This window comes from Leptospirales bacterium, from assembly GCA_019694655.1.
Lineage (GTDB): Bacteria > Spirochaetota > Leptospiria > Leptospirales > Leptonemataceae > SSF53.
This window is the reverse complement of the sequence record JAIBBN010000003.1, coordinates 393399-418124: the sequence shown is the minus strand read 5'-3', so window position 1 is coordinate 418124 and position 24726 is coordinate 393399. Positions and strand designations below refer to the sequence as shown.

At 59.9% G+C, this 24726-nt stretch carries 19 protein-coding genes and 1 tRNA gene; 8 read left to right on the top strand and 12 right to left on the bottom strand.

Going from position 1 to position 24726, the window contains the following annotated elements:
- Positions 1–90 precede the first annotated feature (90 nt).
- From K1X75_07685 to rsmH, 9 genes are read right to left on the bottom strand one after another with little or no spacing between them, the layout of a single operon-like run.
- Positions 91–1524 carry a hypothetical protein gene (locus tag K1X75_07685; protein MBX7057932.1) on the bottom strand — a complete coding sequence of 478 codons (1434 nt, stop codon included), beginning with the start codon at positions 1522–1524 and terminating at the stop codon, positions 91–93.
- The gene (locus K1X75_07680; protein ID MBX7057931.1) at positions 1521–2684 is read right to left on the bottom strand and encodes a UDP-N-acetylglucosamine--N-acetylmuramyl-(pentapeptide) pyrophosphoryl-undecaprenol N-acetylglucosamine transferase; all 1164 of its coding nucleotides are present in this window, start codon (positions 2682–2684) and stop codon (positions 1521–1523) included. Before K1X75_07680 ends, K1X75_07685 begins: the two co-directional genes overlap by 4 nt.
- Positions 2629–3861: an FtsW/RodA/SpoVE family cell cycle protein gene (locus K1X75_07675; protein ID MBX7057930.1), complete on the bottom strand. Its 1233-nt coding sequence runs from the start codon at positions 3859–3861 to the stop codon at positions 2629–2631. Before K1X75_07675 ends, K1X75_07680 begins: the two co-directional genes overlap by 56 nt.
- On the bottom strand, positions 3858–5237 hold the full coding sequence (gene murD, locus K1X75_07670) for a UDP-N-acetylmuramoyl-L-alanine--D-glutamate ligase (GenBank protein MBX7057929.1): 1380 nt from the start codon (positions 5235–5237) through the stop codon (positions 3858–3860). The genes K1X75_07675 and murD overlap by 4 nt, the downstream gene beginning before the upstream one ends.
- A gap of 15 nt (positions 5238–5252) precedes the next feature.
- Entirely contained in the window at positions 5253–6362 is a 1110-nt protein-coding gene (gene mraY / locus K1X75_07665; protein ID MBX7057928.1) for a phospho-N-acetylmuramoyl-pentapeptide-transferase, read from the bottom strand.
- Entirely contained in the window at positions 6355–7821 is a 1467-nt protein-coding gene (locus K1X75_07660; protein MBX7057927.1) for a UDP-N-acetylmuramoyl-tripeptide--D-alanyl-D-alanine ligase, read from the bottom strand. The genes mraY and K1X75_07660 overlap by 8 nt, the downstream gene beginning before the upstream one ends.
- Positions 7818–9251, bottom strand: coding sequence for a UDP-N-acetylmuramoyl-L-alanyl-D-glutamate--2,6-diaminopimelate ligase (locus tag K1X75_07655; protein MBX7057926.1), 1434 nt, complete (start codon positions 9249–9251; stop codon positions 7818–7820). Before K1X75_07655 ends, K1X75_07660 begins: the two co-directional genes overlap by 4 nt.
- 17 nt (positions 9252–9268) lie before the next feature.
- The gene (locus tag K1X75_07650) at positions 9269–9607 is read right to left on the bottom strand and encodes a hypothetical protein (protein ID MBX7057925.1); all 339 of its coding nucleotides are present in this window, start codon (positions 9605–9607) and stop codon (positions 9269–9271) included.
- A complete protein-coding gene (rsmH, locus tag K1X75_07645; protein MBX7057924.1) occupies positions 9604–10521 on the bottom strand; it encodes a 16S rRNA (cytosine(1402)-N(4))-methyltransferase RsmH in 918 nt (305 codons plus the stop codon). The genes K1X75_07650 and rsmH overlap by 4 nt, the downstream gene beginning before the upstream one ends.
- Positions 10522–10717: 196 nt before the next feature.
- Between rsmH and K1X75_07640 the strand changes: the two genes are divergently transcribed.
- From K1X75_07640 to K1X75_07605, 8 genes are all read left to right on the top strand, one after another.
- Positions 10718–11536, top strand: a complete 819-nt coding sequence (locus K1X75_07640; protein MBX7057923.1) for a thymidylate synthase — start codon at positions 10718–10720, stop codon at positions 11534–11536.
- A gap of 6 nt (positions 11537–11542) precedes the next feature.
- Positions 11543–12088 carry a dihydrofolate reductase gene (locus tag K1X75_07635; protein MBX7057922.1) on the top strand — a complete coding sequence of 182 codons (546 nt, stop codon included), beginning with the start codon at positions 11543–11545 and terminating at the stop codon, positions 12086–12088.
- Positions 12089–12175: 87 nt separating this feature from the next.
- Positions 12176–12262: transfer RNA gene (locus tag K1X75_07630), tRNA-Ser, on the top strand.
- 1991 nt (positions 12263–14253) lie between these two features.
- Positions 14254–16722 (top strand): SpoIIE family protein phosphatase, encoded by a 2469-nt coding sequence (locus K1X75_07625; GenBank protein ID MBX7057921.1) that lies wholly within the window; start codon positions 14254–14256, stop codon positions 16720–16722.
- Positions 16723–16732: 10 nt separating this feature from the next.
- Positions 16733–17662: an NAD(P)-dependent alcohol dehydrogenase gene (locus tag K1X75_07620; GenBank protein MBX7057920.1), complete on the top strand. Its 930-nt coding sequence runs from the start codon at positions 16733–16735 to the stop codon at positions 17660–17662.
- Positions 17663–18297: 635 nt separating this feature from the next.
- Positions 18298–18807 (top strand): DUF1554 domain-containing protein, encoded by a 510-nt coding sequence (locus K1X75_07615; GenBank protein ID MBX7057919.1) that lies wholly within the window; start codon positions 18298–18300, stop codon positions 18805–18807.
- 119 nt (positions 18808–18926) lie between these two features.
- A complete protein-coding gene (locus K1X75_07610; protein ID MBX7057918.1) occupies positions 18927–19583 on the top strand; it encodes a DUF2461 domain-containing protein in 657 nt (218 codons plus the stop codon).
- A 71-nt stretch (positions 19584–19654) separates the two neighbouring features.
- Entirely contained in the window at positions 19655–20020 is a 366-nt protein-coding gene (locus K1X75_07605) for a VOC family protein (protein MBX7057917.1), read from the top strand.
- Between the two features lie 31 nt (positions 20021–20051).
- On the opposite strand, the gene K1X75_07600 is transcribed toward K1X75_07605, so the two are convergent.
- The 3 genes from K1X75_07600 to K1X75_07590 all read right to left on the bottom strand — a co-directional run bounded on the left by K1X75_07600 (position 20052) and on the right by K1X75_07590 (position 24643).
- Positions 20052–22277 (bottom strand): SpoIIE family protein phosphatase, encoded by a 2226-nt coding sequence (locus tag K1X75_07600; GenBank protein ID MBX7057916.1) that lies wholly within the window; start codon positions 22275–22277, stop codon positions 20052–20054.
- Between the two features lie 107 nt (positions 22278–22384).
- The gene (sigJ, locus tag K1X75_07595) at positions 22385–23365 is read right to left on the bottom strand and encodes an RNA polymerase sigma factor SigJ (protein ID MBX7057915.1); all 981 of its coding nucleotides are present in this window, start codon (positions 23363–23365) and stop codon (positions 22385–22387) included.
- The gene (locus K1X75_07590; GenBank protein MBX7057914.1) at positions 23366–24643 is read right to left on the bottom strand and encodes an FAD-dependent oxidoreductase; all 1278 of its coding nucleotides are present in this window, start codon (positions 24641–24643) and stop codon (positions 23366–23368) included.
- Between the last annotated feature and the right edge of the window lie 83 nt (positions 24644–24726).

The following is a 24726-nucleotide window of genomic DNA, read 5'->3' as shown; positions in this document are numbered from 1 at the left end:
CCAAGTCTCCATTATTATGTCGCATAAGCTGTGTAAAGAAAAAACCCACATCTGCTTCAAAAGAGCGATGGAAGCTCTCTTAACGTCTGTTTAGGAGATGGCCGCCCGGATCAACTGCGAGATGCTTCCGGCCCCCAGCGCCGCCAGCACATCGCCGCTTTGCAGCGTCGCCCCAAGTTCTGGCAACTGGCGCGGATCAATGCACTCCGCACTGCGCTGCGGATCAAGCGCCTGCAGATGACGGGCAATGGTCCTTTCATCGGCCTCGGGCAGCGGGCTTTCGCCAGCAGCATAGATCGGCAGCAAGACCACGCGATCGGCAAGTGCAAGAGCAGCGGCAAACTCCGCCGCCAGACGCCCGGTGCGCGTATAGCGATGCGGTTGAAACAGCGCGACCAGCTTCCCGCCGACAGCTGTCAGCGGACGCAAGGCAGAGAGCACGGCGCGCAATTCTGTGGGATGATGACCGTAGTCGTCATAGACCGGCGCGCCGCGCCAGCGACCAATCAGTTCCATGCGACGGCTGACGCCCGGAAAGCTGCCAAGGGATTGCAGCGCACGTCCCACGCTGTAGTGCGGCAGTGAAAGGAAGCCGCGCTTCACAGCGGCGTCCAGCAAAGCCAGAGCGCCAAGCGCATTGGAAGCAAAGTGTTTGCCAGGCAGGCGCAGCTCAAAGCTCCCGCACGAGACGCCTTTGCAAAAAACCTCCAGCTCGTAGCCCTTGCCGCTGAAGACGCCGCGATAATCAAGCAGAGCCTGTTCCGATGCGGAGAGTGTGGCGCTATTTTCTCTGTCCAGCGCTGCAAAACGCACCAGAGCAGGATTGCCGGACATGCCCGATGCAATGCCGCGCAGTTCGTCGTCGGCCAGATTGAGGGCGCACAGTTGCGCCTCGCCGATGAAGCGTTCAAAGGCGCGGCACAAGCCCTTTAGATCGCCATAGGTTTCCAGATGATCGGCATCAATGTTCAAACAAAGGCGCAGTCCGGCCGCGGCGCGCAAGAAGGAGGCGTCCGACTCGTCGGTTTCGTAGACGCAGGCGTCGCCGCCGCCGTAGCGAAAACCCTCCGGCAGATAGAGCGGCTTGCCGCCAGCCAGGATATGCGGATCGGCGCCCAGTTCCAGCAAAAGCCAGCCCAGCATCGAAGTCGTTGAAGTCTTACCGTGGGTGCCAGCCACACAAAAGGCGGCCCTGGCATCGGACATTGTCTCGCTCAAAAAATCAAAGCGGTGCATCAGGCGCAATGCGCCGCTGGCTGCCAGCTGCTCGGCGCGCGCTCGATCGGGATGCTCGCGCCCGATGGCCGAGCTGTAGACGACAATGTCCGCTCCCTCAATACGGGCCGCATCGTGGTCGCGAAAAGCGGCGATGCCCTCCTGCGCCAGATTTCGCTGCAATTCGGGGCCGATGCCGGGATCGGCGCCGCTGACCCGACAGCCGGCGCGTGCGGCAAAACGCGCCAGCGGCGACATGCCTGATCCGCCGATGCCCAGAAAGTAGACCGTCGCCCCGCGCAAACTCAATGCCCGGCGCTCCGATTTGCTACGTAGTCCATAAGATCGACGGCAATGGTCCGGGCCGCCTGCGGCCGGGCCAGGGACCGCGCGGCCCCGGCCATTCGCTTGCGGCGCGCGCTATCGCCGGCCAGGGCGGCAAGCGTTTCAAGAAGCTCTGCCGCATCAGCATTGCGCTGCGCCAGTAACAACGCGGCCCCGGCATCGCGCAGGTAGCGGGCATTGGCGCCCTGATGGTCATCGGCGGAAAAGGGATAGGGAATCAGAATAGCAGGCAGAGCAAAGAGCAAAAGCTCGGCCAGCACGCCGGCGCCGGCGCGGCAGATAGCCAGATCGGCTTTGCGGTAGTACTGCTCAATGCCGGTGACATAGCCAAGCAGTTCAACGTTGGGATATTTTTCGAGCGGCAAGGCGGCGCGCATGCCTTCCAGATTGGCCTGGCCGCACTGTATGGTCCATTGCAGCGCCGGGCCCTGCCAGCTGGCAATTGCAGCCAGGCACATTTCGTTGAGTTGAGCGGCGCCCTGGCTGCCGCCAAGCACGAGAATGGAAAGCGCGCGCGCCTGCTGCGATGCGCGCGGGCTGTCTTGCGCCGCTGCGACAAGCGCCGGGCGCAACGGATTGCCGGCGCGCAAGGCGCGCTCTTGCGGCAGCTTCCAGTGTTCCTCCACCGGAAAATTCAGATAGAGTCGTCCGGCGCTTCCTGCCAGCCAGCGGGTGACGCGACCCGGCGCAGCGTTTTGTTCGCAAAGCGCCGTTTTGAGCCCCATCCAGCGCGCCATGAGCAGCGCCGGCGCCGATGAATAGCCGCCCATACCCACTGCCAGCTGCGCCTGACGCTCACGAAAGATGCGCCGCGCCTGCCACAGGGCGCGCAGCATACGCCACGGCAGCAGCAGCGCTGCGATAGAACGCAGTTGCAGCGGCGGCGCCTGATAGAAGTCAATGGCAAAGGGCGCCGTAATAAAATCGGCGTAGCTGCGATTCTTTTCCAGACTGAGCAGCGAAACGTGCGCGCCCGCCGCCTGCAGTGCGTGGCAGAGCGCCAGTCCCGGCGTGATGTGGCCGCCGGTCCCGCCGGCAATCACTACAATAGAAGGCGCCGGATTGCCCTCAGGTCCTTTCGGCGCTTTCGTCGAGCTGGATAAATTCTGCGGGCTCTTGCTCATCGCTGCTCTGTTCCTGTCCGCTCAGGTTGACCAGCAGTCCGGCAAGGCCCATGCTTACAATAAAAGAAGAACCGCCGTAGCTTAAGAAAGGCAGACTGACGCCGGTGGTTGGCGTCAGTCCGGTGACCACGGCCATATTCAGAAGTATTTGCAGGAATAGCATCGCCAGCAGCCCGGCGCCAAGCAACAGGGCAAAGGGATCGCGCAGGCGACGCACAAAGTACACCGCTCGCCAGAGAAAGGCGCTGTAGAGACCGGCCAGCACAATCAGCCCCAGCCAGCCAAAGTCTTCGGCAAAGAGCGCCAGGATAAAGTCGGTATGGCCGTAGGTCAGATAGCGGTGTGAAAAGCCAGAGGCCAGAGGCGCGCCGACCCAGGCGCCGTCTTGAAATGCGCGAAAGGAGGTAACCAGCTGGTAGCCGCCAGCGTGACGCTGGCTCCAGGGATCAAACCAGACCATCAGGCGGTCCAGGCGGTATTGCCAGAGTGCAAGCAAAAGCAAGAGTAAAGGCAAGGCCGCAAGCGCCAGGGCCGCCAGACGCATCATCGGAAATCCAGAAACATAGAGCAGCGCCAGCAGGGCGGCCAGCATGCACATCGTCGTTCCGTACTGCGGCCCCAGCAGAATCAGGGCCAGCGCCGCGCCGACCAGCAGCGTTGGTCCAAACAGTCGTCGCAGATCGTATTCCTGCTGCAGGGCGCCGCGACGGTTCAGGGCCTGGGCATAATAGACCGGTATGGCAATCTTGGCCAGCTCCGAAGGCTGCAGTGTAATTGGGCCAATGGCCAGCCAGCGGTGAAAGCTTTCGCTCTGCCCCGCAACGCTCTTGCCGATGCCAGGCACAAAGGCCAAGGCAAGCAGCGCGATCACGGCCAGCAGCAGCGGCAGCGCAAAGCGATAGAGCAATTCAAGGCGCAGCGATGCCAGCAGCAGAAAAAAACAGGCGCCAACCAGAAACCAGCCCAGTTGCTTTTCAAAGTAGTAGCGCGGATCGCCAAAGGCGCGATCGGCAATCACCGAAGAAGCGCTGTACAACGCCAGCAGACCAAGCAGCGGCAGGGCGATGGCTAACAGCGCCAGCCATGGATCGCGCCGGCGCGGATCAGCCTGACTCATCCAGTGCAACAGTCGCTGTTCGAAACGCAGCGGCGCAAGGTTCTGAACTTCACTGTTCATTGTTTCTGGTCGGCGCGACGGCGTGCGGCGACCAGGGCCTCAAAACGTTGACCGCGCTCGGAGTAGGAGCGGAAGGCATCGTAGGAGGCGCAGGCCGGCGAGAGCAAGATGACCGGACGCGCAGCGCTACCTTCATTTTCGGCTGATTGGCAGGCGGCCTCGAACGCAGATTCCAGTCCGGAAAAACTCCGCCTGAGACCAAGAGCGGCGGCAATCTGTGAGCCGGCTTCGCCGTAGGCGTAGAAACGCACCAGCGGATCGGCTGCGGCAAGCGGCGCAAAAGAAGCGCCCTTGGCCCTGCCGCCCAGCAGCAGATGCAACGGACGACCGGGATACGAAGCCAGCGCCGCAAGCGTGGCCTGCACCGTTGTGGCCTTGCTATCATTGATAAACTCCGCCCAGGCCGGCCCCGCCACGCGCTGCATTCGATGCGGCAATCCTTGAAAGCAAAGCGCTGCAGCGCGCAGGGCCGCGGCATCCGCTTTGAGCAGTCCGCGGCGCGACAGCGCTTCGATCGCGCCCAGGGCGTTGGCCAGGTTGAGCGCATTGTGCACGCCGCTAAGCGCGAACTCTTCGCGTTGTAGCAGGCGCTGGCCCTGAAAGTCGAAGCCCGCTGGCGCCGTCTCCAGCAGGGCTTGCATCTGCACCGCCTGCGCGCCAAAGCGAGCGACGGCCTTTTCCAGAATCCAGGCCGGCGCCAGGAAGTTATCTTCGGGCTGCATGGCCGAAAGCACATTCAACTTTGCGTCCAGATAGCCATCCATTCCATCATAGCGATCCAGATGATCTTCCGCCAGATTCAGCAACATAGCCAGCTGAGGATGAAAAATGCCATTGAGCTCCAGTTGAAACGACGAGCACTCAACGACCAGCGCGTCGACCGAGGGCTGTAGCGCCAGTTGGGAGAGCGGCAAGCCATAGTTGCCGCAGGCGACGACGCTCCTGCCGGCCGCCGCAATCAAATGGGCCAGCAAGGCCGTGACCGTACTCTTGCCATCCGTGCCGGTCACGGCAATCGTAAGCGGAGAGCTTGACCAACGACGCTGGATGGCTTCGAAACCCAGTTCGTTTTCACCGCGCAGCTCCAGCTGGCGTCGACGGGCCTCGGCAAAAAGAGGCTGGGAAAGGGGAATTCCAGGAGATACAACAACTATTTGAATCTGAAGAGTATCCAGGAGATCGGAGGATTGATCGGAGAAGATTCCGCCAAAACCGGGCTGCGCCGATATCTCCGGAGGCGCCGCCAGCGAGGCATTGCGGTCGCAGCCAAAAACCTGCGCGCCCTCAGCCAGAAGCAAGGCCATGGCCGCCTGACCGGATACTCCGCCGGCCCCGCTGACCAGCGCACGACGGCCGCTGTAATAAGGAGCGCTCACCAGACTCCGCCGCGTCTATTGAATGCGCAGCGTGGATAGCGACAGCAAGTTCAGAATCACGCCAATCAGCCAGAAGCGCACCACAACGCGCGTTTCCGGCCAACCGAGCAGTTCAAAATGGTGGTGCAGGGGCGCCATCTTAAAGATGCGTTTGCCGCGCAGCTTGAAACTGCCAACCTGCAGGATCACAGAGAGCGCCTCGAGTACGAAGACGCCGCCCATGATAACCAGCAGAACTTCCTTCTTGATGATGATGGCGCTCATGCCAATGGCGCCGCCCAGGGCCAGCGAACCGGTATCGCCCATAAAAACGCGCGCCGGCGCAGCGTTAAACCACAGAAAGCCAACGCCGGCGCCGCACATTGCCGCCAGAAAGACGGAGACCTCGTGGGCGTTTTCAACCAGCGGCAGTTTCAAATAGTTTGCGGCGCGCGGCGTACCGGTGATATAGGTCAATGCGCCCAGCGTAACCGCCACAATCAAAACGTTGCCGATGGCCAGTCCATCCAATCCATCGGTCAAATTGACGGCGTGGCAGCTACCCACAATCACTACGATCCAGAATGGCAACGCAATCCATACGCCAAGATCAATCAACTGCCGGTTCAAAAAGGGGACAAAAAGTCCTGTATTGTTGTAAGCTACGCCGCGCGGATTCTGCGGCATATCCGGCGTGATGCGATAGTAGGCGTAACAGAAGGCAAGAGCGACAGCCAGAGTCAGCGCCATCTTCATGCGCGCACTCATGCCGCCTTTCTTTTTCAGCACAACCTTGGAGTAGTCATCGCGAAAGCCGATGGCGCCCAGCGCCGTTACGCCGGCCCACAGACTGAGAAAGTGCAGGTTGTGGAAGTTGCCAAAGAGAAAACAGGCCACCGAAAGCGAGGCCAAAATCAGGAGGCCGCCCATGGTAGGCGTGCCGGCCTTGCTCTGGTGACTCTGCGGTCCGTCGCTGCGAATTGTTTCGCCAAACTTAAGTTTCTGCAGCCAGCCAATGATGCGGTTGCCAAATAGAAAGGTAAAGCCCATGGCAGTGAGCGCAGCCATCAGACCGCGAAAGCTAACATAGCCAAAGAGGCGAAAAAAGGAGGGCGCATACCACTCCGTATAGATCCATTCAAACATATTCCATTGTCCGCAGGCGGTCGCTGACCGCTTCCATCCGCGCCGAGCGCGAACCCTTGACCAGTATGCCGTCAAAACCCGAGAGCAGCGTGCTGTCCAGCACGGCCGCAAGTTCCTGACTGTCGCCAGCCTGCAGCGACTCGCCGGCCGAGGCGTATCCCTGCAGTATTGCGGAGGCCAGTTTGCTGCCAGCCACAGCACAAAAGGCGTAACCGGCGGCGGCGGCGGCAGCGCCCACGGCCTGATGGCCGGCAGGCCCAAAGTCGCCCTGCTCGCCCATCTCCCCCGCAAAAAGCGCCAGTCGACCCTCGGGCAATAGCCGGCGCAGGGCGCGAATAGCGCTCTCGAAGGAAGCCGGATTGGCATTGTAGGAATCGTCGATCAGCAGCTGCTCCGGCCGACCGGGCCGCGGCAGGCGGTGCAATTCAAAGCGACGCGGCGAAAGACTGCGCGTGCCGATCGCGGCCTCGGCCAGCTTCTGTGCTGGAAGGCCGCTGGCAGCAAGCAGTCCAAGCGCTCCGATCAAATTCTGGGCCATGGCAGCATGGGCGTAGGCCGGGGCCAGCACCCTGAGTCCAGTCTCCTCCCACAGGAAGGAAAGGCCCGCAGCGGACAGGCGCAGCTCGAGCGCGGTAGCGGTCGCGGCACAACGTTGCGTCGGCTTGCGGTCCAGGTCAAAAAGCAAGAGCTGTAACCCGCGCCTGGCCGCACATTGTTGGGCCGCCTCGACGCCGGGGCTGGAAGCGTGGTAGGCAAGCCAACCGCCCGCCGGCATGGCCTCGGCAATCTCCAGCTTGGCCTGGACAATGCCTTCAATGGCGCCAAAGTTCTCAATGTGCGCCGGTCCGATGCTGGTAATGATGCTGTGCTGCGGCCCGGCGACGTCGCTCAAGAGCGCAATTTCGCCGGCATGGTTCATGCCCATCTCCAGTACGACGCTGGCAATCTCGCTGTCGATCTCCAGGATGGAAAGCGGCAGGCCCAGATGATTGTTCAGATTGCCACGCGTGGCGTAGACCGGCGCTCGAGGGCCTTGCTGTAATAAGGCCTGTAACATTTCCTTGGCCGAGGTCTTGCCGTTGGAGCCGGTTACGCCAAAACAAAGCGCATGTAAACGACGACGATGATAGCGCGCCAGATCAAGCAACGCTTCTTCGCCGGAGTCGACGCAGAAGATACAGGGACCGTGGTCGCGATCCGGCAATTCCAGCATGCCGCCCAAAAGGGCGCGCTCTTCCACAAGAATGGCGCCGGCGCCAGCCGCGATGGCATCGGCAAGATACAGATGACCGTCGCTCTTTTCCCCGCGCAGACAGACAAAGAGCTGACCGCTCTTCAGCTGGCGCGTATCAATGGAGGCGCCGCCGCGTACCACAACGCCATCCACAGTCGCCTGGCCGACGGCCAGCGGCTCGCGTCCCAGGGCCAGCGCCAGATCATCGATGCGCCACTCGTTCATGGTTGAGCTAGGATCTCCAGTGCAATCTCACGATCCGAAAAATGCCGACGCTCATCGCCTACAATCTGAAATTGTTCGTGGCCTTTGCCGGCAATCAACAATCCCGTTTGCACTGCGGAAGAAGTGCGCAGCAGTGCAATGCCCGCTTCAATAGCCTGCCGACGATCGCCTATTTCCTGCACCCTTGCCCGGACTTCAGTTGCAGCAAGCTGTGCAATGCCCTCCAGAATATTGCGACGGATCGCCGCCGGCTCTTCGTAGCGCGGATTGTCGTCGCAGACAATTACGCTATCAGCCAGCCGCGCGGCAAGAGCGCCCATCAACGGCCGCTTGGCGCGGTCGCGATTGCCGCCGCAGCCAAAAACAACGATCAACTGCTCTGCGCCAAGCTCGCGCACGGCCTCCATCGCCTTCTGCAGGGCATCCGGCGAGTGGGCATAGTCAATAACCACAAAGCAATTCTTTCTTCCCGGATCATCGATCCGTTCCAGGCGGCCAGGGGCGGCGCTGAAATTGGCCAGCGCCTGTCGCGCTGCAGATTCCTCGCCCGGCGCAAGTTGGGCGCAGGCCAGCGCCAGGGCTGCGTTCCAGCGATTGAACAGCGCCGGCGCCTGCAGCGTACCGTCGTAGGCGCTGGCCAGCCACTGCACGTCATGGCCCTGCCGCACAAGATCCTGACGCAGTCGATGGCACCATTCATCCGCCGCGCAGATTGCGATGGCAGAGTGCGGAAGACAGAGCGCAAACAACTGCAACTTGGCCTGAAAATAGCGCTCCATATCGCCGTGAAAATCGAGATGATCGGGACTGAGGTTGCTGAAACCAGCGGCGCTAAAGCGCAGACCCATGCAACGCCCAAGGGCCAGCGCTTCCGAGGACACTTCCATGGCGACATGGGTAACGCCATCGGCGCGCATCTCGGCGAGCAGCGCATTGCTCTCCGGCGCCCGCGGCGTGGTATAGCCAGTGGAGCGACACACCAGACCGCGGCTGCCATTCCATTCGGCGCCTAGCGTGCCAATGATGCCGGCCTTACGATTCAGACTGCGCCAGATGTGCAATAACATGTGGGTGACTGTAGTCTTGCCATTGGTGCCGGTAATGCCAACCAGCTGTAGATGCTGCGAGGGATGACCATGCAGCGCACTGGCCAGGGCCCCCGCCGCCAGCGCCACATCCTCAACGACCAGGGCGCGATTGGCAGGCGCCCGATGGGCATCGCCGGCCAAACAGAGCCAGGCGGCAGCGTCGCGGGCAGCCTCGCTGTCGAGGTGTGCTCGCGACTGCTCATTGACAATGAACAGCGTTTCCGACCCGATCTGGCGCGTATCGTCGCTCAGCGATGATACCGGCCGATTGGCGAAGTCCGCAGCGGCCAAAGGCAGCCTGGCAAGCGATTGAGCTGCAGCGATCAGTTCAGAGAGCAACACTTGCGGCGCCGGCGCCCTCAGCGGCGCGATGATTCTTCAGGAAGCTCGGGCAGCTGAATCCTGACAATTTCATTTTGTTCCAGCAAAGGCAGCGTGTCGTGGACTCGCCAGCGCAATGGATCCTCGCCGGCAACAGCCGCCAGACGCGAAAGACCGGAACGCAGGGCGCGATTGCGTCGCTCCAGTTCGTCGCGTTCATGCACTGCCGCGCTGACGCGACGGCGCAAGATGGCGGTTTCAATATTCAGGTGCATGTAGCCGACGGCCACGGCAAAGACTGGCGCCGCCAGAACAATGATTCGAGCAACAGGCCAGCTATCGGCGAGCAGCGGTCGTAAGAGGCGCGAGATCTTCATGCCAGGGCGCCAGATGCGCCACTACTATCATCGGACGATTGAGCCAGGACTCTGAGCTTTGCCGAGCGACTGGCGGGATTGGCGCGGACCTCCGCCTCCGCAGGGACCAGCGGCTTCCTGGTCAATTGCACAAAACCGGTGGGCGGCTCGCCGCGCCGCTGCCGACCCAGACTCTGAAAGCGATGCTTTACGGCGCGGTCCTCCAGCGAATGAAATGAAAGTACCGCCATGCGGCCGCCTTGAGCCAGGCGCGATGGCAGACTCTGCAGGGCAAGTTCCAGCGATTGCAATTCCTGATTCACGGCGATGCGCAGGGCCTGAAAGACGCGCGTTGCCGGGTGAATGCCGCTGCGTCCCGGTTTGTGTGGCGCGCTCTGCTGCACAATCTTTGCCAGCGCACGCGCCGAATGCAGCGGTCGCGCCCCCGCAACGGCGCGCGCAATTCGGCCGGCGAAGCGCTCCTCGCCATACTCGCGAAAGATTCTTTGCAGTTCTTTTTCCGGCAAGCGATTGAGCAATTCGGCTGCGCTTGGCCCCAGTCCCGGATCCAGGCGCATATCCAGCGCTTCGTCAAGATAAGAGAAACCGCGTGCGCTGCCGCGAAAATGGTGCATGCTGACGCCCAGATCCAGCAGCAAAAAATCGGGACGCAGCTGACGATCATGCAGCAACGCCGCAAGCTCGCGAAAGTTGGCGTGAATGACTTCAAAGCGGCCGGGGCATGATTGCATCAACCTGGACTCCGCACGCTGCAGCATCTCCGCGTCTTGATCCACCGCCAGCAGCCGCGCGCTCGGGAAGCGCTGCAATAGCGCCAGCGAATGACCGCCGTCGCCAAGCGTGCCATCGACGACCAGCGCCGGTCCCTGGCCGGCGCATAGCGGCGCCGCGAAGCCAAGGATTTCTTCTAACATAATGGAGGGATGGTAATCCACCGTCAGACAGCGAGGCCAGCAAGGGCCCTGGCGGCAAACCCTTTGGATCTGAGCTGCAACGCAGCGCGAATTTCGATCGACAGCAAGACGACGGGACATAAGCTAGAGGCGCCGGTCCGCGCTCTGGCCGGACGCCACAGGATTCATGGAAAGCGCCTTTGCCGCAGCAGCAGCTATGTCCTCGGATTTGCATCCCGAATATCAGTATCTGCAGTTGATGCAGCGCATCCTGGAGCAGGGCGAGGAGCGTCGCGATCGTACCGGCGTTGGCGTGCGCAGTCTCTTCGGCGCACAGATGCGCTTCGACCTGCGCCAGCGCTTTCCGCTCTTGACCACCAAGGCAGTGCATTTCAAGTCCATCGCTTACGAGTTATTGTGGTTTTTGCGCGGCGAAGACAACATCCAGTACCTCAAAGATCATGGCGTTAGCATCTGGGACGAATGGGCCGACGCCGAGGGACGCCTGGGTCCGGTTTACGGCGTGCAGTGGCGGCGCTGGCAGGCCGCTGATGGCCGTCGCATCGACCAGATTGCGGCGCTGATCGAAGGCCTGCGCAACAATCCGCTGAGTCGCCGTCATTTGCTGAGCGCCTGGAACGTTGGCGAGCTGGACAAGATGGCGCTGCCGCCCTGTCACGTTCTCGCCCAATTCTATGTAAGTACAAAGGGTGAGCTGAGCGCTCAGCTCTACCAGCGCTCCGTGGATGTATTTCTCGGTCTGCCCTTCAACATCGCTTCTTATGCGCTCCTGACTGTTCTGCTGGCGCAAAGCGCTGGCCTGAAGCCCGGCGAATTCATTTTCAGCGGCGGCGACGTGCATCTCTATTTGAATCATCTGGAGCAGGCAAAGCTGCAATTGCAGCGCAGCCCCTTCCCCTTCCCGCGGCTGCAGCTGAATCCGCAAATTACCGACATCGATCAGTTTCGCTTTGAGCACATTGAGCTCTTGGACTACCGCAGTCATGCACGCATTGCCGCGCCGATTGCCATATGAGAGATCATGCTGTCGCCAGAGGAGGAAGACCTGCTGCGGCGCACGCTTGTCAAACGTCAGCAAAGCCTGGAACTGGTTGTGGCGCACTCCCTGAATGGCGTCATCGGCGACGGCGGACTGATCCCGTGGCGCGAACCGGCAGATCTACAGAATTTCAAAACTACCACCATGGGCGGCTGTCTATTGATGGGCCGACGCACCTGGCAGTCGATCCAGCGCGCCCTGCCCGGTCGCACGACGCTTGTCATCTCCACAAGCCCGCTCAGCCTGCCGGAGGGCGTCTTGCTGGCTGACTCGCCGCTGGCGGCGCTGCAGCTGGCGCCGCAAGGAGCGCGCCTTTTTGCTGTGGGCGGCGCGGCTATCTACCAGGCCTTCTGGCCATTGATCGAACGCTGTCACATAACTCTGGTCAAGGATCTGCCGCCGGGCGATGTGCGTTTTCACGCCCTGAGTCTGCTGGCGGCCGGCGACTGGCTTTTGCAAGAACGGCGCGCGCTCAGCGAGACAGCGGAACTCTTTGTCTTTCAACGACGCCCGCCGCCGGACCAGTAGGGCTGCGCCTGTTTTTTTCTTTGCTACGACGCTCGCCGCTCAAGCATGGCCGCGCCGCGTCGGGCGACTCCGCCCCGGGGCTGTGCTGGAGAGGTGCCGGAGTGGTTGAACGGGGCGGTCTCGAAAACCGTTAACGCCGTCAGGTGTTCGAGGGTTCGAATCCCTCCCTCTCCGAAAGCGTGTGCCGCACACCCCCCGCGCGTCTGAAGCACGATGCACAATGCTTGAAATGTGCACGGCAGGAGGGAGGGTGAGAACCCTCGACGGGTTCGATCTCGTCGTGCGCGAAGCGCACCTACCTTCTTCCTTTCGAGTCACGACGGCAGCGGAGCTGCCGGAGTAATCCCTCCCAACTCCCGGAGCCAAGCGACGGGAGTTTCCCCGCGCTTGCGCAGCAAGCCTTGAGTGTCCGAAAGGGTGTGAGCATGTGTTGGTTCATGCGCACATCCATCCCTGTCTGAGCGCATGAACTCGCGCAACCTCCGTGTCGCGCGCGAGCAACACATGCTCCCGCGCAAGGTCCCAGCGCCGGGCAAATAGAGAGAGGGTGTACGCGCTGTACGCAATGGGCACTTCGCTTTTGCGGCCGCCGGCCGCCGCCTTGCGCGGCGCAGAACACGGCAAAACCAATACTTTGGACTCTTTTACTACTATTGCCTGACCTTTTCCCCGCCACGGATTCAGCCAGGCCGCCATTCTGTGCCAATCCTCTGCAGTACGGAAACTCGCTCACAGCATACCTTTCTCCTGCCACATGATTCCAATTGCAATTCGTGCTAATTCTCTCAAAAGCGCACCTAAAGCAGCCCGTCACACTGGGAATGCGCCCCGTAGATATTTGTAGTATCGAATCAATTATTCTTCAACGGGGCGGCGTATTCTTCTGGCCACTTGATGGAATGCTCCCAAGGATGGGAGGAGCACCCCTGGAGAACGTATGATTGTTGCCGCTCGGAGGTTTTGGCATCCCATGGTCGTCGCCTCACGATTTGTACCATTGCTCTTTGGAATATTGCTGGTCAACCGGTGCACAACGCCGCCAGATTCCTGTGCGACTGGCGATATCGAATGCAGCGTTCTCGCTGTGCTTCCGTATAGCGGTTTCGGGGTCATTGTTTTCTCGACTGGACCGATTACGATCAACGGGGACTGGGACTGCAGCCCCCTGACCAATAATTGTCAGGATGTATATGACTTTCGAATTTCGAGTGCGGTAGCGGCCGACTCGATTACAATATCTGTATCAAACATTACAGGGACTTCAGTGCTTCGAATGGCTGTTTTTGGACCTGGATCAACCTTGAACGCTACGAATTTGATCAATTCCGGCCTGGCTGATCATAGATGCTTCGGCCAGGACGTGGGCGATAGCGTATCCATCTCCGGGGCGACGGGAGCCGGCCTCTATCGCATCGCCATTGGCCGCGACTGGGGACTAAGCGCAGGTTCAGGCGGCCTTTATACACTTGCGGTAAGCATGAATGCTCCCAAATTGGCATTCATCGCTCAAACTGCGGATAACGCTGCGCCGGAACTGCTGGCAGCGTCAACCTGTCCCTGAAAGTCAATCAGCACTCTCCCTGGGCGACGCTTGACTAGCGCAGGATCAGCTCTTTGTAAAGAGCTCCCTGTTTGCACAATGTGGCGACCACTTCCAGTTCATATTTTCCCGGCGGCAGCGTCTGGTTCTCGTAGAAGATCGACGCGAGCGCACGGCCGAACGATCATGCAGGTTCAGCCTCGACGTGCTGATTTAGTTCCATTGCGCCGCCACGTAACCGATAGCTCCGGCAGCGCATCGCTGTAGTGCAAACTCAAGCAGATGTTGCAGCGTACGGAAAACCCAATCCTCGGCGCCAGGCTTCTACCGAGTCAGGCTGTTGCGAGCGCTTTTGCAGGCGAAAAGCAACGCGGCGCCATTGGATTGCCGGAAGCTCGGTCCGCTGGCAGTCCGTTTGCTTTTCTCTGGAAGTAGATTGCAGACTCAGACAGCGTCGACTTCCGTCTGATCCTGGTTTTCGTTCGACTGCTGATACAATCAGGTGCATCGTGGCCCGATGCCGCGCTCCTGGCATCGCCTCCGTCCCACGCTTCCATTATTCGGCCTTGCGCTGATGGCCATAGTTTGCGTTACGGCCTGTCAACCGGATGTTTCTGTCGTTTCAATGAATTCTGGCTGGAGTTATCGGCGCGGCTTTCAGACCGACTGGTTGCTCAACCAGGGACAGGAAAGCTGGATACCATTCAACTATCCGCGACTGTTTTCAAAAGAAGACAATATTCCAGAGGGCAGCATTACCCTGCGCACTGCCATCCCGCAACATATTGTCAATTTAGCCCTGCAGGGGCAGGCCCTGGCGCTGGACCCCGGCTGGCTTGGCGACGTTTCGACCTTTTACTGGAATGGCCAACGCTTTGCGCAAATTGGCAGCGAGCAGCCTTATGAACCCGGCTATTTGCGCCACCGAATCCTGGACATCCCCGCTGGCCTTGCCCGTCGTGATGGCCCCAATGAACTCTTTGTCGTAATCTACGGCAACGGCGCCTTCCCGCTCTCCTCAGAGACGACTATGTTCCTTGGACCTGCTGCGGAGGTTTCGGCCCGTCTGTATAAACACGAGATCCTTGCCTTCATGTTCATTGCCGTCTACATGGCGGTTGGACTTTACCACCTGCTTCTGTTCGCCGTGCGAAGACAGGAGCGACACAATCTCTATTTCGGATTTTTCTGTTTCTTCCTGTCCGCCTACTGGTTTCATCGCAACTTTTCACGCGATCTGCTCTACGGCGCCGAGGTTCTCTGGCGCTGGAAGCTGGAACTGATCTGCGTCTATCCGCTGGGACCAACGCTGCTGCTGTTTCTTACTAATTTCTTTGAGAAGCGCGACGGTCGCCTGGCCCGCGCCTACCTGTACGCCTGCGGCGTACTGGCAGCGCTCACAGCTGCCGCGCCCAGCTTTCAATGGGCCTCGCGGGTTCTCTCCGTCTGGCATGTGCTGGCGCTGCCGGTAGTCAGCTACTTCATCTACCTGATTCTTCGCCACGCACTGCGCGGCAATCGCGATGCGCTTTATATGCTTCTGAGCTTTGTCCTGCTGGTGGCAAGCGTACTCAATGATATCGCGGTGGCCCAGGGATTGATTGGTACGCCGCACACTGGCGGCTTTGCCTTTATGTTTGTGGTGGTTGCCATCGCTGCTGTCCTGGCCACGCGCTTCATGCGCGTCCACCGCGAAGCGGAAGACCTGAATCGCAATCTCGAAGGGCGAGTCCGTGAGCGAACTGAGCAATTGCAGAAGAGCCTGGAAGAAGTGCAGGCGCTCAAAGTACAGCAAGACGGCGACTATTTTCTTACCTCCCTGTTGATTGGTCCGCTGGGCGGGAATCGAACACAATCGCAAACAGTCGCCACCGAGATTCTGGTTCGTCAGAAGAAGACCTTTCAGTTCAGACAATGGCGTTCGGAAATCGGCGGCGACCTTTGCGTAGCTCAATCAATCCGGTTGCGCGGTCGTCTGTACACTGTCTTTCTGAACGCCGACGCCATGGGCAAATCGATCCAGGGCGCCGGCGGAGCGCTGGTTCTGGGAACCGTCTTCAAGGCAGTACTGACGCGCACGGAGGTAGTAGCCGCCGCCCAGGACAGATTTCCCGAACAATGGCTGCGCGATTGCTTCAGCGAACTGCAACGGGTTTTCGTTTCCTTCGATGGCTACATGATGGTCTCGGCCATTATCGGACTGGTCGATGACGCCACCGGCTTCGTCTACTTTGTCAATGCCGAGCATCCCTGGCTGACACTCTATCGCAATGGCCGGGCCAGCTTCATTGAAGATGAACTGCTGCTGCTGCGTAAGTTCGGCATTACAGCGATGGAAACCGGATTGAATGTGAAGACCTTTCAATTGCAGCCAGGCGATGTACTGATCGCCGGCTCTGACGGTCGGGACGATATTGTTGTGGGCGTCGATGCCAGGGGCCGACGCATGATCAACGAGGACGAATCTCAGTTTCTGCGTCTGGTAGAGCAATCGCAAGCAAAACTGCCGGCCATCGAGAAGGCCTTGCGCGGATCCGGGGAGCTCACCGACGATCTCTCGCTGCTGCGTATCGCCTACCTTGAGAATGAAATGGAAGAACGGAATGCGCCCTTGCCGGATCAGCTTCAGCAGCTGAGGGCGGAAGCCGAGCGAATGCTCCGGGCCGGCGCGGCAGAAAATGCAATCGGCCTGTATCAACAGACGCTTGCCCTGTATCCGACGGATGTGCACTCGCTGCGCAGGCTGGCAAGACTGCATCTTGCAGCGCGGAATTTTGGCGCGGCGGCCCAATCTACAGAGCGACTTGCGGAGCTGCAGCCCTCCAATGTGAACTACCTGTACGCAACGTCCCTGGCGCTCAAGCGATCGGCAACAAACGCAACCGAGCTGAGCAGGGCCGCCGATTTTGGCGAGCGATGCCGACTGCGTGAGCCGCAGAACACTCGCAACCTGGTTAATCTGGCTGACTGCTACCGTCTGCTTGGCGCCAGGGATCGCGCCGCGGTATTGTTGCACCGCGCTCTGGATCTAGAGCCTGATCATGGACGAGCCGGGAAATTGCGCCAGTTGCTGGAGCAGCCTGCCGGCGGTTGAATTGGACGGAATGAAAGCAGTCATTTGCACAAAGTACGGTCCGCCCGATGTTTTGCAGATCCGGGATGTGCAAAAGCCAATGCCAAAAGCCAATGAGCTTCTGATCCGGGTCAGGGCAACCAGCGTTCACATTGGAGATACAAAGATCCGGCGTCTGCAGCCGGGCATGGGACCGCTGATCGATGTCCTTGTTCGACTATTGATGCGTTTTGCAATCGGATTTGCCAGGCCGCGTCGGGCTATCCTCGGAATGGAGCTGGCCGGAGATGTCGATGCGGTTGGCAAGGATGTCACGCGGTTCAGGCCAGGCGACGCAGTATTTGCCTCGACGGAGCTTCGCCTCGGCGCCTACGCTGAGTATTGCTGTCTGCCCGAGAATGGCGCAATTGCCCTGAAGCCGGAGAATCTGAGCTACGATGAAGCGGCGCCGGTTGCCAACGGCTGTTTGACCGCGCTGGTACATCTGAGAAGACTGAAGATCCAGAAAGGGCATAAGGCGCTGATCTATGGCGCTTCCGGCAGCGTGGGGACTTTCGCTATTCAGCTGGCCAGGTATTTTGGCGCGGAGGTCACAGCTGTATGCAGCGCCTCCAATATCGAGCTGGCGAAATCGCTCGGGGCCTTGAGAGTCATTGACTACACGCACGAGGACTTTGCGCAAAGCGGCGAGAAGTATGACCTGATCTACGACGCCGTTGGCAAGATTCCGCGAAAAAAGCGCAAAGCGGCGCTGGCCAGATCCGGCGCCTATTTGAGCGTCTTTTCGCCCGCGGGCAATCTGAAGCTCAAGGCGGATGACCTGAAATTTATTCGAGAGCTCTACGAAAACGGCCAGCTTCGAACCGTAATCGACCGGCGCTATCCTATAGACCAGATTGTCGAAGCGCATCGTTATGTCGATGGCGGCCACAAGAAAGGCCACGTCGTAATTACTGTGTAACACGGCCAGCCCCGGCACAGAACCATATAATTTACTATTTTAAACAATAAGCAAGACCTGAGCGTCCGCCTGAAGATCCAGCTAGGGCTCGCTGCGATTTCGGCTTCGCCCGTTCCAAAAAGGATTTGTGGCGGCAAATGCAAGGGGACGACTCGCAGCTTTTCTTTCTTTTTCGCTGATGAATCTGTGGCTATCGATGCAAATGGAGGCGCAGACCGACGCCCTATGGTCCCTGGCGCAACACGTAGCGACCGGGTTCAACGAGAATTTCTTAAACTACTATAAACTTTTATGAGAACTTTCGTCTGCTAGTCTGTGCCGCGTCGCTGGCGCTGTTGTCTACAATGACCACAGCCTGCGCGGCTTATGGCAAAAGAGAGACTTTGACTATGACAGCAGCAGGATCAACGAGCGTGCAGCGCAGCAGCGCCGCTCCGGAATTACGATTGCCAACTCAGCGGCAAACTCCGCTACGATGGATTCTGGTCTTTGGTTCAGCGGCGCTCCTGGTGCAGTTTGCTCTCGCCTGCACCAGCGATTCCAGCCAGACGGACACGCTTGTAGTTGGAGCGCTGCTACTGGCCAGCCAGAACAGTTCAGCAACTGCAACCTGTTCCAGCAGCGGCTATTGCCGGATGTTTGCTACGACCGCTGGCGGCGGCGCCACAAAAAACGCCGGCATTGCCGGTCTTGATAACAATTGCGCCACAGACGGCAACAAACCCTCCGGCGGCGGGACCTACCGGGCCCTGGTCAGCGACGGGACCAACCGTCGCGCTTGCACCACAGCAAGCTGCAGCGGCGGCGCCGGCGAACACATCGCCTGGGTATTGCAATCGAACAAAGAATATCGCCGCAAGGACGGGACCACCGTTATCGGAACAACCACCGCCAACGGCGTGTTTACTTTCCCGCTAACCAACTCGGTCGAAATCCTGGCCAATCTTGTAGTCACCAATGGCATCGTCACAGGCCTGAATGCCGATTGGACAAGCAATGCTAACGACTGCCTGGACTGGTCCACAAACCTGGGCGGCAATAGTTCGACAGTCGGCACCTGGGATTCGACCGGCTCGGGTCTGATTGGCGGCGCGGGAACCAGCGGCTGTTCCAATATACACATGCTGGTTTGCGTAGAGCAATAGTCGGCCGCGGCCCGCGAATTGCTGCAGGATGCAAACGCCGGCGGCAGAGCGCATGCTGAAGGCGCATGCTTCTTGCCGGGGATGCGACGCCAGGAAAAACAGTCCCGGAGAGGACTGCCATGGAAAAGGCTACGCTGAAATTTCTAGAAGATCTCAAGAAAAACAACCAGCGCGAATGGTTTCAGGCTCATCGCCCAGCATATGAGGCAGCGCTGGCTGATTTCACAAAATTTCTGATTCAGCTGATCCGGGAAATCGGGCGTTTTGATCCCGCCGTCGCCAAAGTCGAAGCGCCTGATTGCATCTTTCGCATCTACCGCGATGTGCGTTTTGCCCGCGACAAGCAGCCGTACAAGACACATTTTGGCGCCTACCTGGCCCCAGGCGGACGCAAGTCCGAGCATGCCGCCTACTATGTACATCTTGAACCTGGAAGCTCAATGTTAGCCGGCGGGCGCTGGATGCCTCCCGCCGATCAGCTGCGCGCGATTCGCGAAGCCGTGGCCCGGGATCCTAAAGCCTTTACAAAGATCATCCGCGCGGCGCCTTTCAAGAAGGCCTTTGGAGACCTCGATGGCGAACAACTGAAGAGAATCCCACAGGGGTTTGCCGCCGATCATCCGGCCGCCGAGCTGCTGAAGTTCAAAAGCTACGTGGCCATTCACCGCGTATCGAATGCAAAAATCCTTGCATCAGATCTGAACTCCTATGCCGCCAGCGTATTCAAGACGCTAAAACCGCTCAATGACTTCCTGAACAAAGCGACAGGAACTTAGGCCGCCGGCTTTCCAATGCGCTTGCGAAAATCGGCGGTCAGACCTGGACTTGTCCGCAAGGGGCAATATCTATGAAAGTCGGCTACGTGGTTCTCTATGTACAGGATGAAGAGGCCAGCCTGGATTTCTGGACCAAAAAGATCGGTCTTGAAGTCAAGGATAGCAAAGAGGCTGCCGGCTTCACCATCCGTCAGGTGGGCTTTGCCGATCAGGATTTTTCCTTTGAGCTGGTCCCGTTGAAGTTCATGGAAACATTTGAGCACGGAATGAGCCTTGGCACGCCTTCCATTGCTTTTCGGACGCCGGATCTGGAAAAGATGCGCGTCGATCTACTTTCGCGCGGCGTGACCGCTACCGAGATCTCCAGTCATTTTGGCGTGGATTCCTTTGCTTTCAGCGATGACGCCGGAAGCTGGTTTGCGGTCATCAAGGAATGAGATCGGCCGGAGCTTCGGGCGCATGCGCGCGTTATGTACGCTGGATGAGCGCAAAGGTCAGGTCATCATTCTGGACTGTTTTGCCGGCAAAGGTAGCGGCGCTTGCCAGCACTTCGTCGCGCACCTGATCGAGTGATTTTCCAGCACTTCGCGACAGCGATTCAATCAGCCGTTCCTCGCCAAAGAGCGAGCCGTCCGGCGCCATCATTTCAGTCAGACCGTCCGAATACAGGCACAGTATATCGCCCGCGTCGAGTGTAAAGCTACGTTCGCCAGTGGCGTCGCTGATATCTTTTTCCACGCCAAGCCACATGCCATCAGCACTGATCACTTCAACGTGGTTGGAGGCGGCGCGGAAGATCAACAGGTCCAGGTGCAGGCCGGCAATCGAAATCTTGCCATTGCCGTCGCCGGCCAGAAAGGTCGCCGTAGCATAGCGCCAGGCCTTCAATGCGCGGATCCCTTCGTAAATCGAGTCATTGACCGCGATCAAAGTCTCGCCCGGCGTCAGATCCGGGGATCTGGAAAGTGTGGTATGAATCGCGGTGTGCATCATCAGCACCGTCAGGCAGGCTTCGAGTCCGTGTCCAACGACGTCGCCAATGAAAAACCAGTGTCGCGCCCCGTTTTCGCCCTCCGTTTGCAGGTAGTCGAAGTAGTCGCCGCCCACATGCTCGGCGACATGCATCACCCGTCGAAAGGCGTATGGGCCCTCGCTGCGGTCGGGCGGCAACAGCGAGGTCTGAATGCGACGGGCTATTTCCAGCTCGCGAGTCAGCGCCGCCTGTTCCACCTTCATTGCTGAAATCTGCCGCTGTTGCTCCGCCGCTAACTCCAGCCTGGCAGCCATTTCGTTGAAAACCCGGCCCAGTTCTCCCAGTTCGCCGCCGGAAACGGGCAATCGATGCTGGCCCAGTTCTGCGTACTTTTGGTCAAGCGCCAGCGCGCCGGCCTTGCGCACCGCGCTAACTGTTCTCTGCAGCGGTCGCACCAGCCAGCGATGCAGCGGCAGACTGAACAGAACGATCCCAACAACGACAGCCAGCGCCATCATTGGAATCAGAGTTGAGGTGATCGAAGAGACGACGGCCGTTGCCTGGGATTCGGGAATGGCGATTACCAGCTTCCAGTAGGCGGAGGGGACGTGAAATACGTAGACCAGCGTCGCAGAGCGATTCAAAAAGTCGTCATCCATTCTAAACTGTGTGTAAAGCGATGAATCGCCGAGGCCGACGGCCAGCGGGTCGGCCATGATCGCCGCAATCAATTGCGCTTCCGCTGATGATATCCCGTTGCTATCGGCGATAAGCTGAGCGGCGTGCGCTGCATTGAAGTCTGACTTCCCCGCGGCGCGCTGCATGATATCCGCGTTCATTTGATGTAACGCCGCGGCGATGGGCGCAAAACGCCCTTCCTGGCGGCCAAATTCGCTGGCGTTCATGAATTCCCGGGCCGGCTTTCCGTTGCGGTCGACCCCGCTGACCCTCGCCAGCTCCGGGTTGGGAAAGGTAATGAACTTGTTGTTACGATCCGTCAAAAAGGCGTAGCCGCCGGTATCCCGGCGGGCCCGCTCCAGCAGAGCCTGCAATCCTTCCAGCTTCAGGTCGACGGTAGCCGCTCCCCAGAAACGGCCTGCCTGCCGCATGGCGACCGTACAGGTTACCATTGGCTGATTGGAAAAGGGGTCCACGTAGGAGCGGCTCCAGAAACAGCGGCCGGGCCTGGAGTAACGTACTACGGAGTACCATTCTTCGCGATTGTAGCCATCGCCAAGGTTGTAGTCGTCATAGTAGCGCAACTGGCCGCGTCGGTCGCGCCCGTAAAAAAAGGAACGCCTGCCGCGGCTGGCATCAAAGGCAAAGGGCTCCGGCCAGACGCCGCCGCCGGCGACATCCTGATCGCCATCAAAGTCGAGCATACGCGGCAGGACCTGTCGATACAGCGCCTCGTTGCGCGGCATCTGTGGGGCCGCGCCGGCCACCGTCCGACAGAGGCCTTCGATTTCGCGCAGGCGCTGCACAAGTTTCGAAACGACATTGTTGCCGGTCTGCGTGATGTAGCGCGCCGACTGCTGGCTTACCAGAGTTCGACCGCGAGTGTTCATTATTGCAAATACGCCAGCCAGATCCCAGAGCGGAATCAGGGCCAGCGAACCAAGTATGACAAATGTAAGACTGCGATACCAGGGAACGCGCCGATCGGCCAGGCTTGCTTCGCTCTCTGCAAGCGTCGTACTCTTGCCATTTGCATTGTCCATCCGCAGATCGGCCTTCTACAGCGCCCACTGCGACCCTTTGCATGATCTGCTGGCAAGCCCAAAAACCGGCCATCACGCCTGCGTTGTACAGCCTTCCATCATCGATTTCAGCGTTCGCTGCGCACGCGGCGCGCACGCAGCACCGGGTCCGGCTTTGGCAGCGGCAGTCCGTAGATCCTTCGACGCACAAAACCAATCAGGCGTGCAGCGATGGCCAGCAGGCGTAGCTGGCGCGCCAGCAGCGTCAGCTTCTCTGGATTACGCACGGCAAAGATGCGCGAAACGCCGTCCTGGCGAAACTCGAAACTGGTGGCGGATACCAACTGGCCTTGATTGTAAGCCAGTATGCCGCGTCCGCCGTGCAGCGGCCAGAAGAAGACGGCGTCGGGCGGATTTTTGCGCAAGACGCCAGTAAGAAATCGAGCTACGTCCCTGCGTCCAGAAATTGGATTGAGCGCCGCCGCCACAGATCCGCCGCCGTCGGAGTGCGCCACAATGTCCGCCGACAGCGTTTGTTCCAGGCCTTCTACCGAGCCAAGCCGACAGGCTTCCATGAAGGCCTGCAGCAATTGGCGACAACGTCGCCCGCCTGGCCGCTCGACCCTATCTTTTTCCACGGACGGCTCGCGCAGCGCCAGACGCGCGCGGCTCATGATGCGCCGGCAATTATCCGGGCTGCGACCGACCAGCCGAGCCAGCTCAGCATAGTCGTAGTCAAAGATTTCACGGAGAACGAATACGGCGCGTTGTACCGGACTCAATCGCTCCAGCAGCAAAAGAAATGTGCAGCTCAAGGTTTCGCTGCGCTCTGCGGCCAGCGCCGGGTCATCGCGCTCGCTTGCCACCGGCTCCGGCAGCCACTCTCCAATGTATGCAGTGCGACGACGACGCGCCGATCGCATCAAATCCAGCGATCGCCGAACTACCACCGTCGTAAGCAGCGCGGCCTCGTCGCGCGCCGCCAGCGCCTGCTGCTCATGCCGCCAGAGCAACGCCTCCTGGACAATGTCCTCGGCATCCTCTACGCTGCCCAGCATGCGATAGGCGATGCCAAAGAGACGACGCTCTGATTTGTTGCCAGGCGCCACTCAGGCCGCCTGCCGCGCTACGCCCAAAGCGCCCACGCATTGTTCGACAGAAGACAGAACGCCGTCCAGCAGCAAATGATCCGAATCAACCCAATCGCCGCAAACAAAAACGCCGGGCAGCTCTGCCAGGGCGCAGCCCGGAAATCGCGGTCGGGACGGCCCCGGCGCTGCGGCCGAGACGCTCATATCCGGCAAGAAGCGAGCGCGCGCCAGTTCTCGTCGCCAGCCAGGCTGAAATTCATCCAGCATCTCTTCCAGCTCAGGCCGCAACGTTGCCTGATCGGCGTCGGTATCTGGCGCATAGCGCAGACAATGAATCAAAGCGCCGCCCTCCGGCGCCAGCCGTGCAAAGCTGGAATGCACGGAAAGATAGGAGCGACGGTCGCAGTCCATCAGAAAGGTTCTACTCGCTACGGGAAGGCGACGCAACGCTATATCCAGGCAGGCCGCGCGTATCGGCGACGCTGCGGCGGCAAAATCGCCAAGTTGCCGGCTTTGGGTTATGGCGGCGGCGGCAGTCGGAGGAACGGCAAGAATGATTTGATTTGTACTTACTTTGTTTCCATCGGCCAGCGCCAGACGCCAGGTTTTCCCCTGCGCTTCCAGGCTTTGAACCGCGGCGCTGGAACGGAACTGCACGCCAGCCGCCGCTGCCAGTCGCTGCAGCTGCTCCACAATGCTCTGCCAGCCGCCGTCGATGTACTGGACGCCGCCGCGCGCCAGCAGCAACTGCCTGGCCACGGCTGACATTTCCAGACTGCCTTCGTCGCCGTAGGTGGAGAGTCTCGCCAGACCGGCAAGCAGCGCGCGGACCTTGCTGCGCCTGCTATGCCCGACGATCCATTCTGCCGCGCTGCGGTTTTCCTTTGCAACGCTGACCGCTTCGAGCTTGCCGTAGGCGCGCGCCAACTCCCAGAGTTCCCCTGGAAGCAGCCCGGATTGCAGCGTGGCGCGAAAGCCAGCAGGCAAGCGCCGGATGCGACCCTCAAAGCGCCACCAGGCGCCGTCGCTTCCCACGGGATGGCCCGCAACCGAGACGCCCAGACGCCTGAAGAACTGTAGCGAAAATCCGCGCGTATAGAGCGCCCGCGGACCAGCATTGAAGACAAATCCATCCAGAACGCGACTGCGCGCCAGACCGCCAGCCCTGGATGACTTCTCCAGCAGAATTGTTTTACGACCCGATCTTGCCGAGAGAAGGGCCGCCGCCAGACCGCCGATCCCGCCTCCCACAATACAGACTTCGGCCCTCGATTCTTGCTCCGTACTTCGACTCATTTTCCCACCTCCGGGCCAACGGCCCGCTTACGGAGTGCAGTCGAATTTCGTCTGTCGAATGTGACAGCGGGCGCCTCATTTTT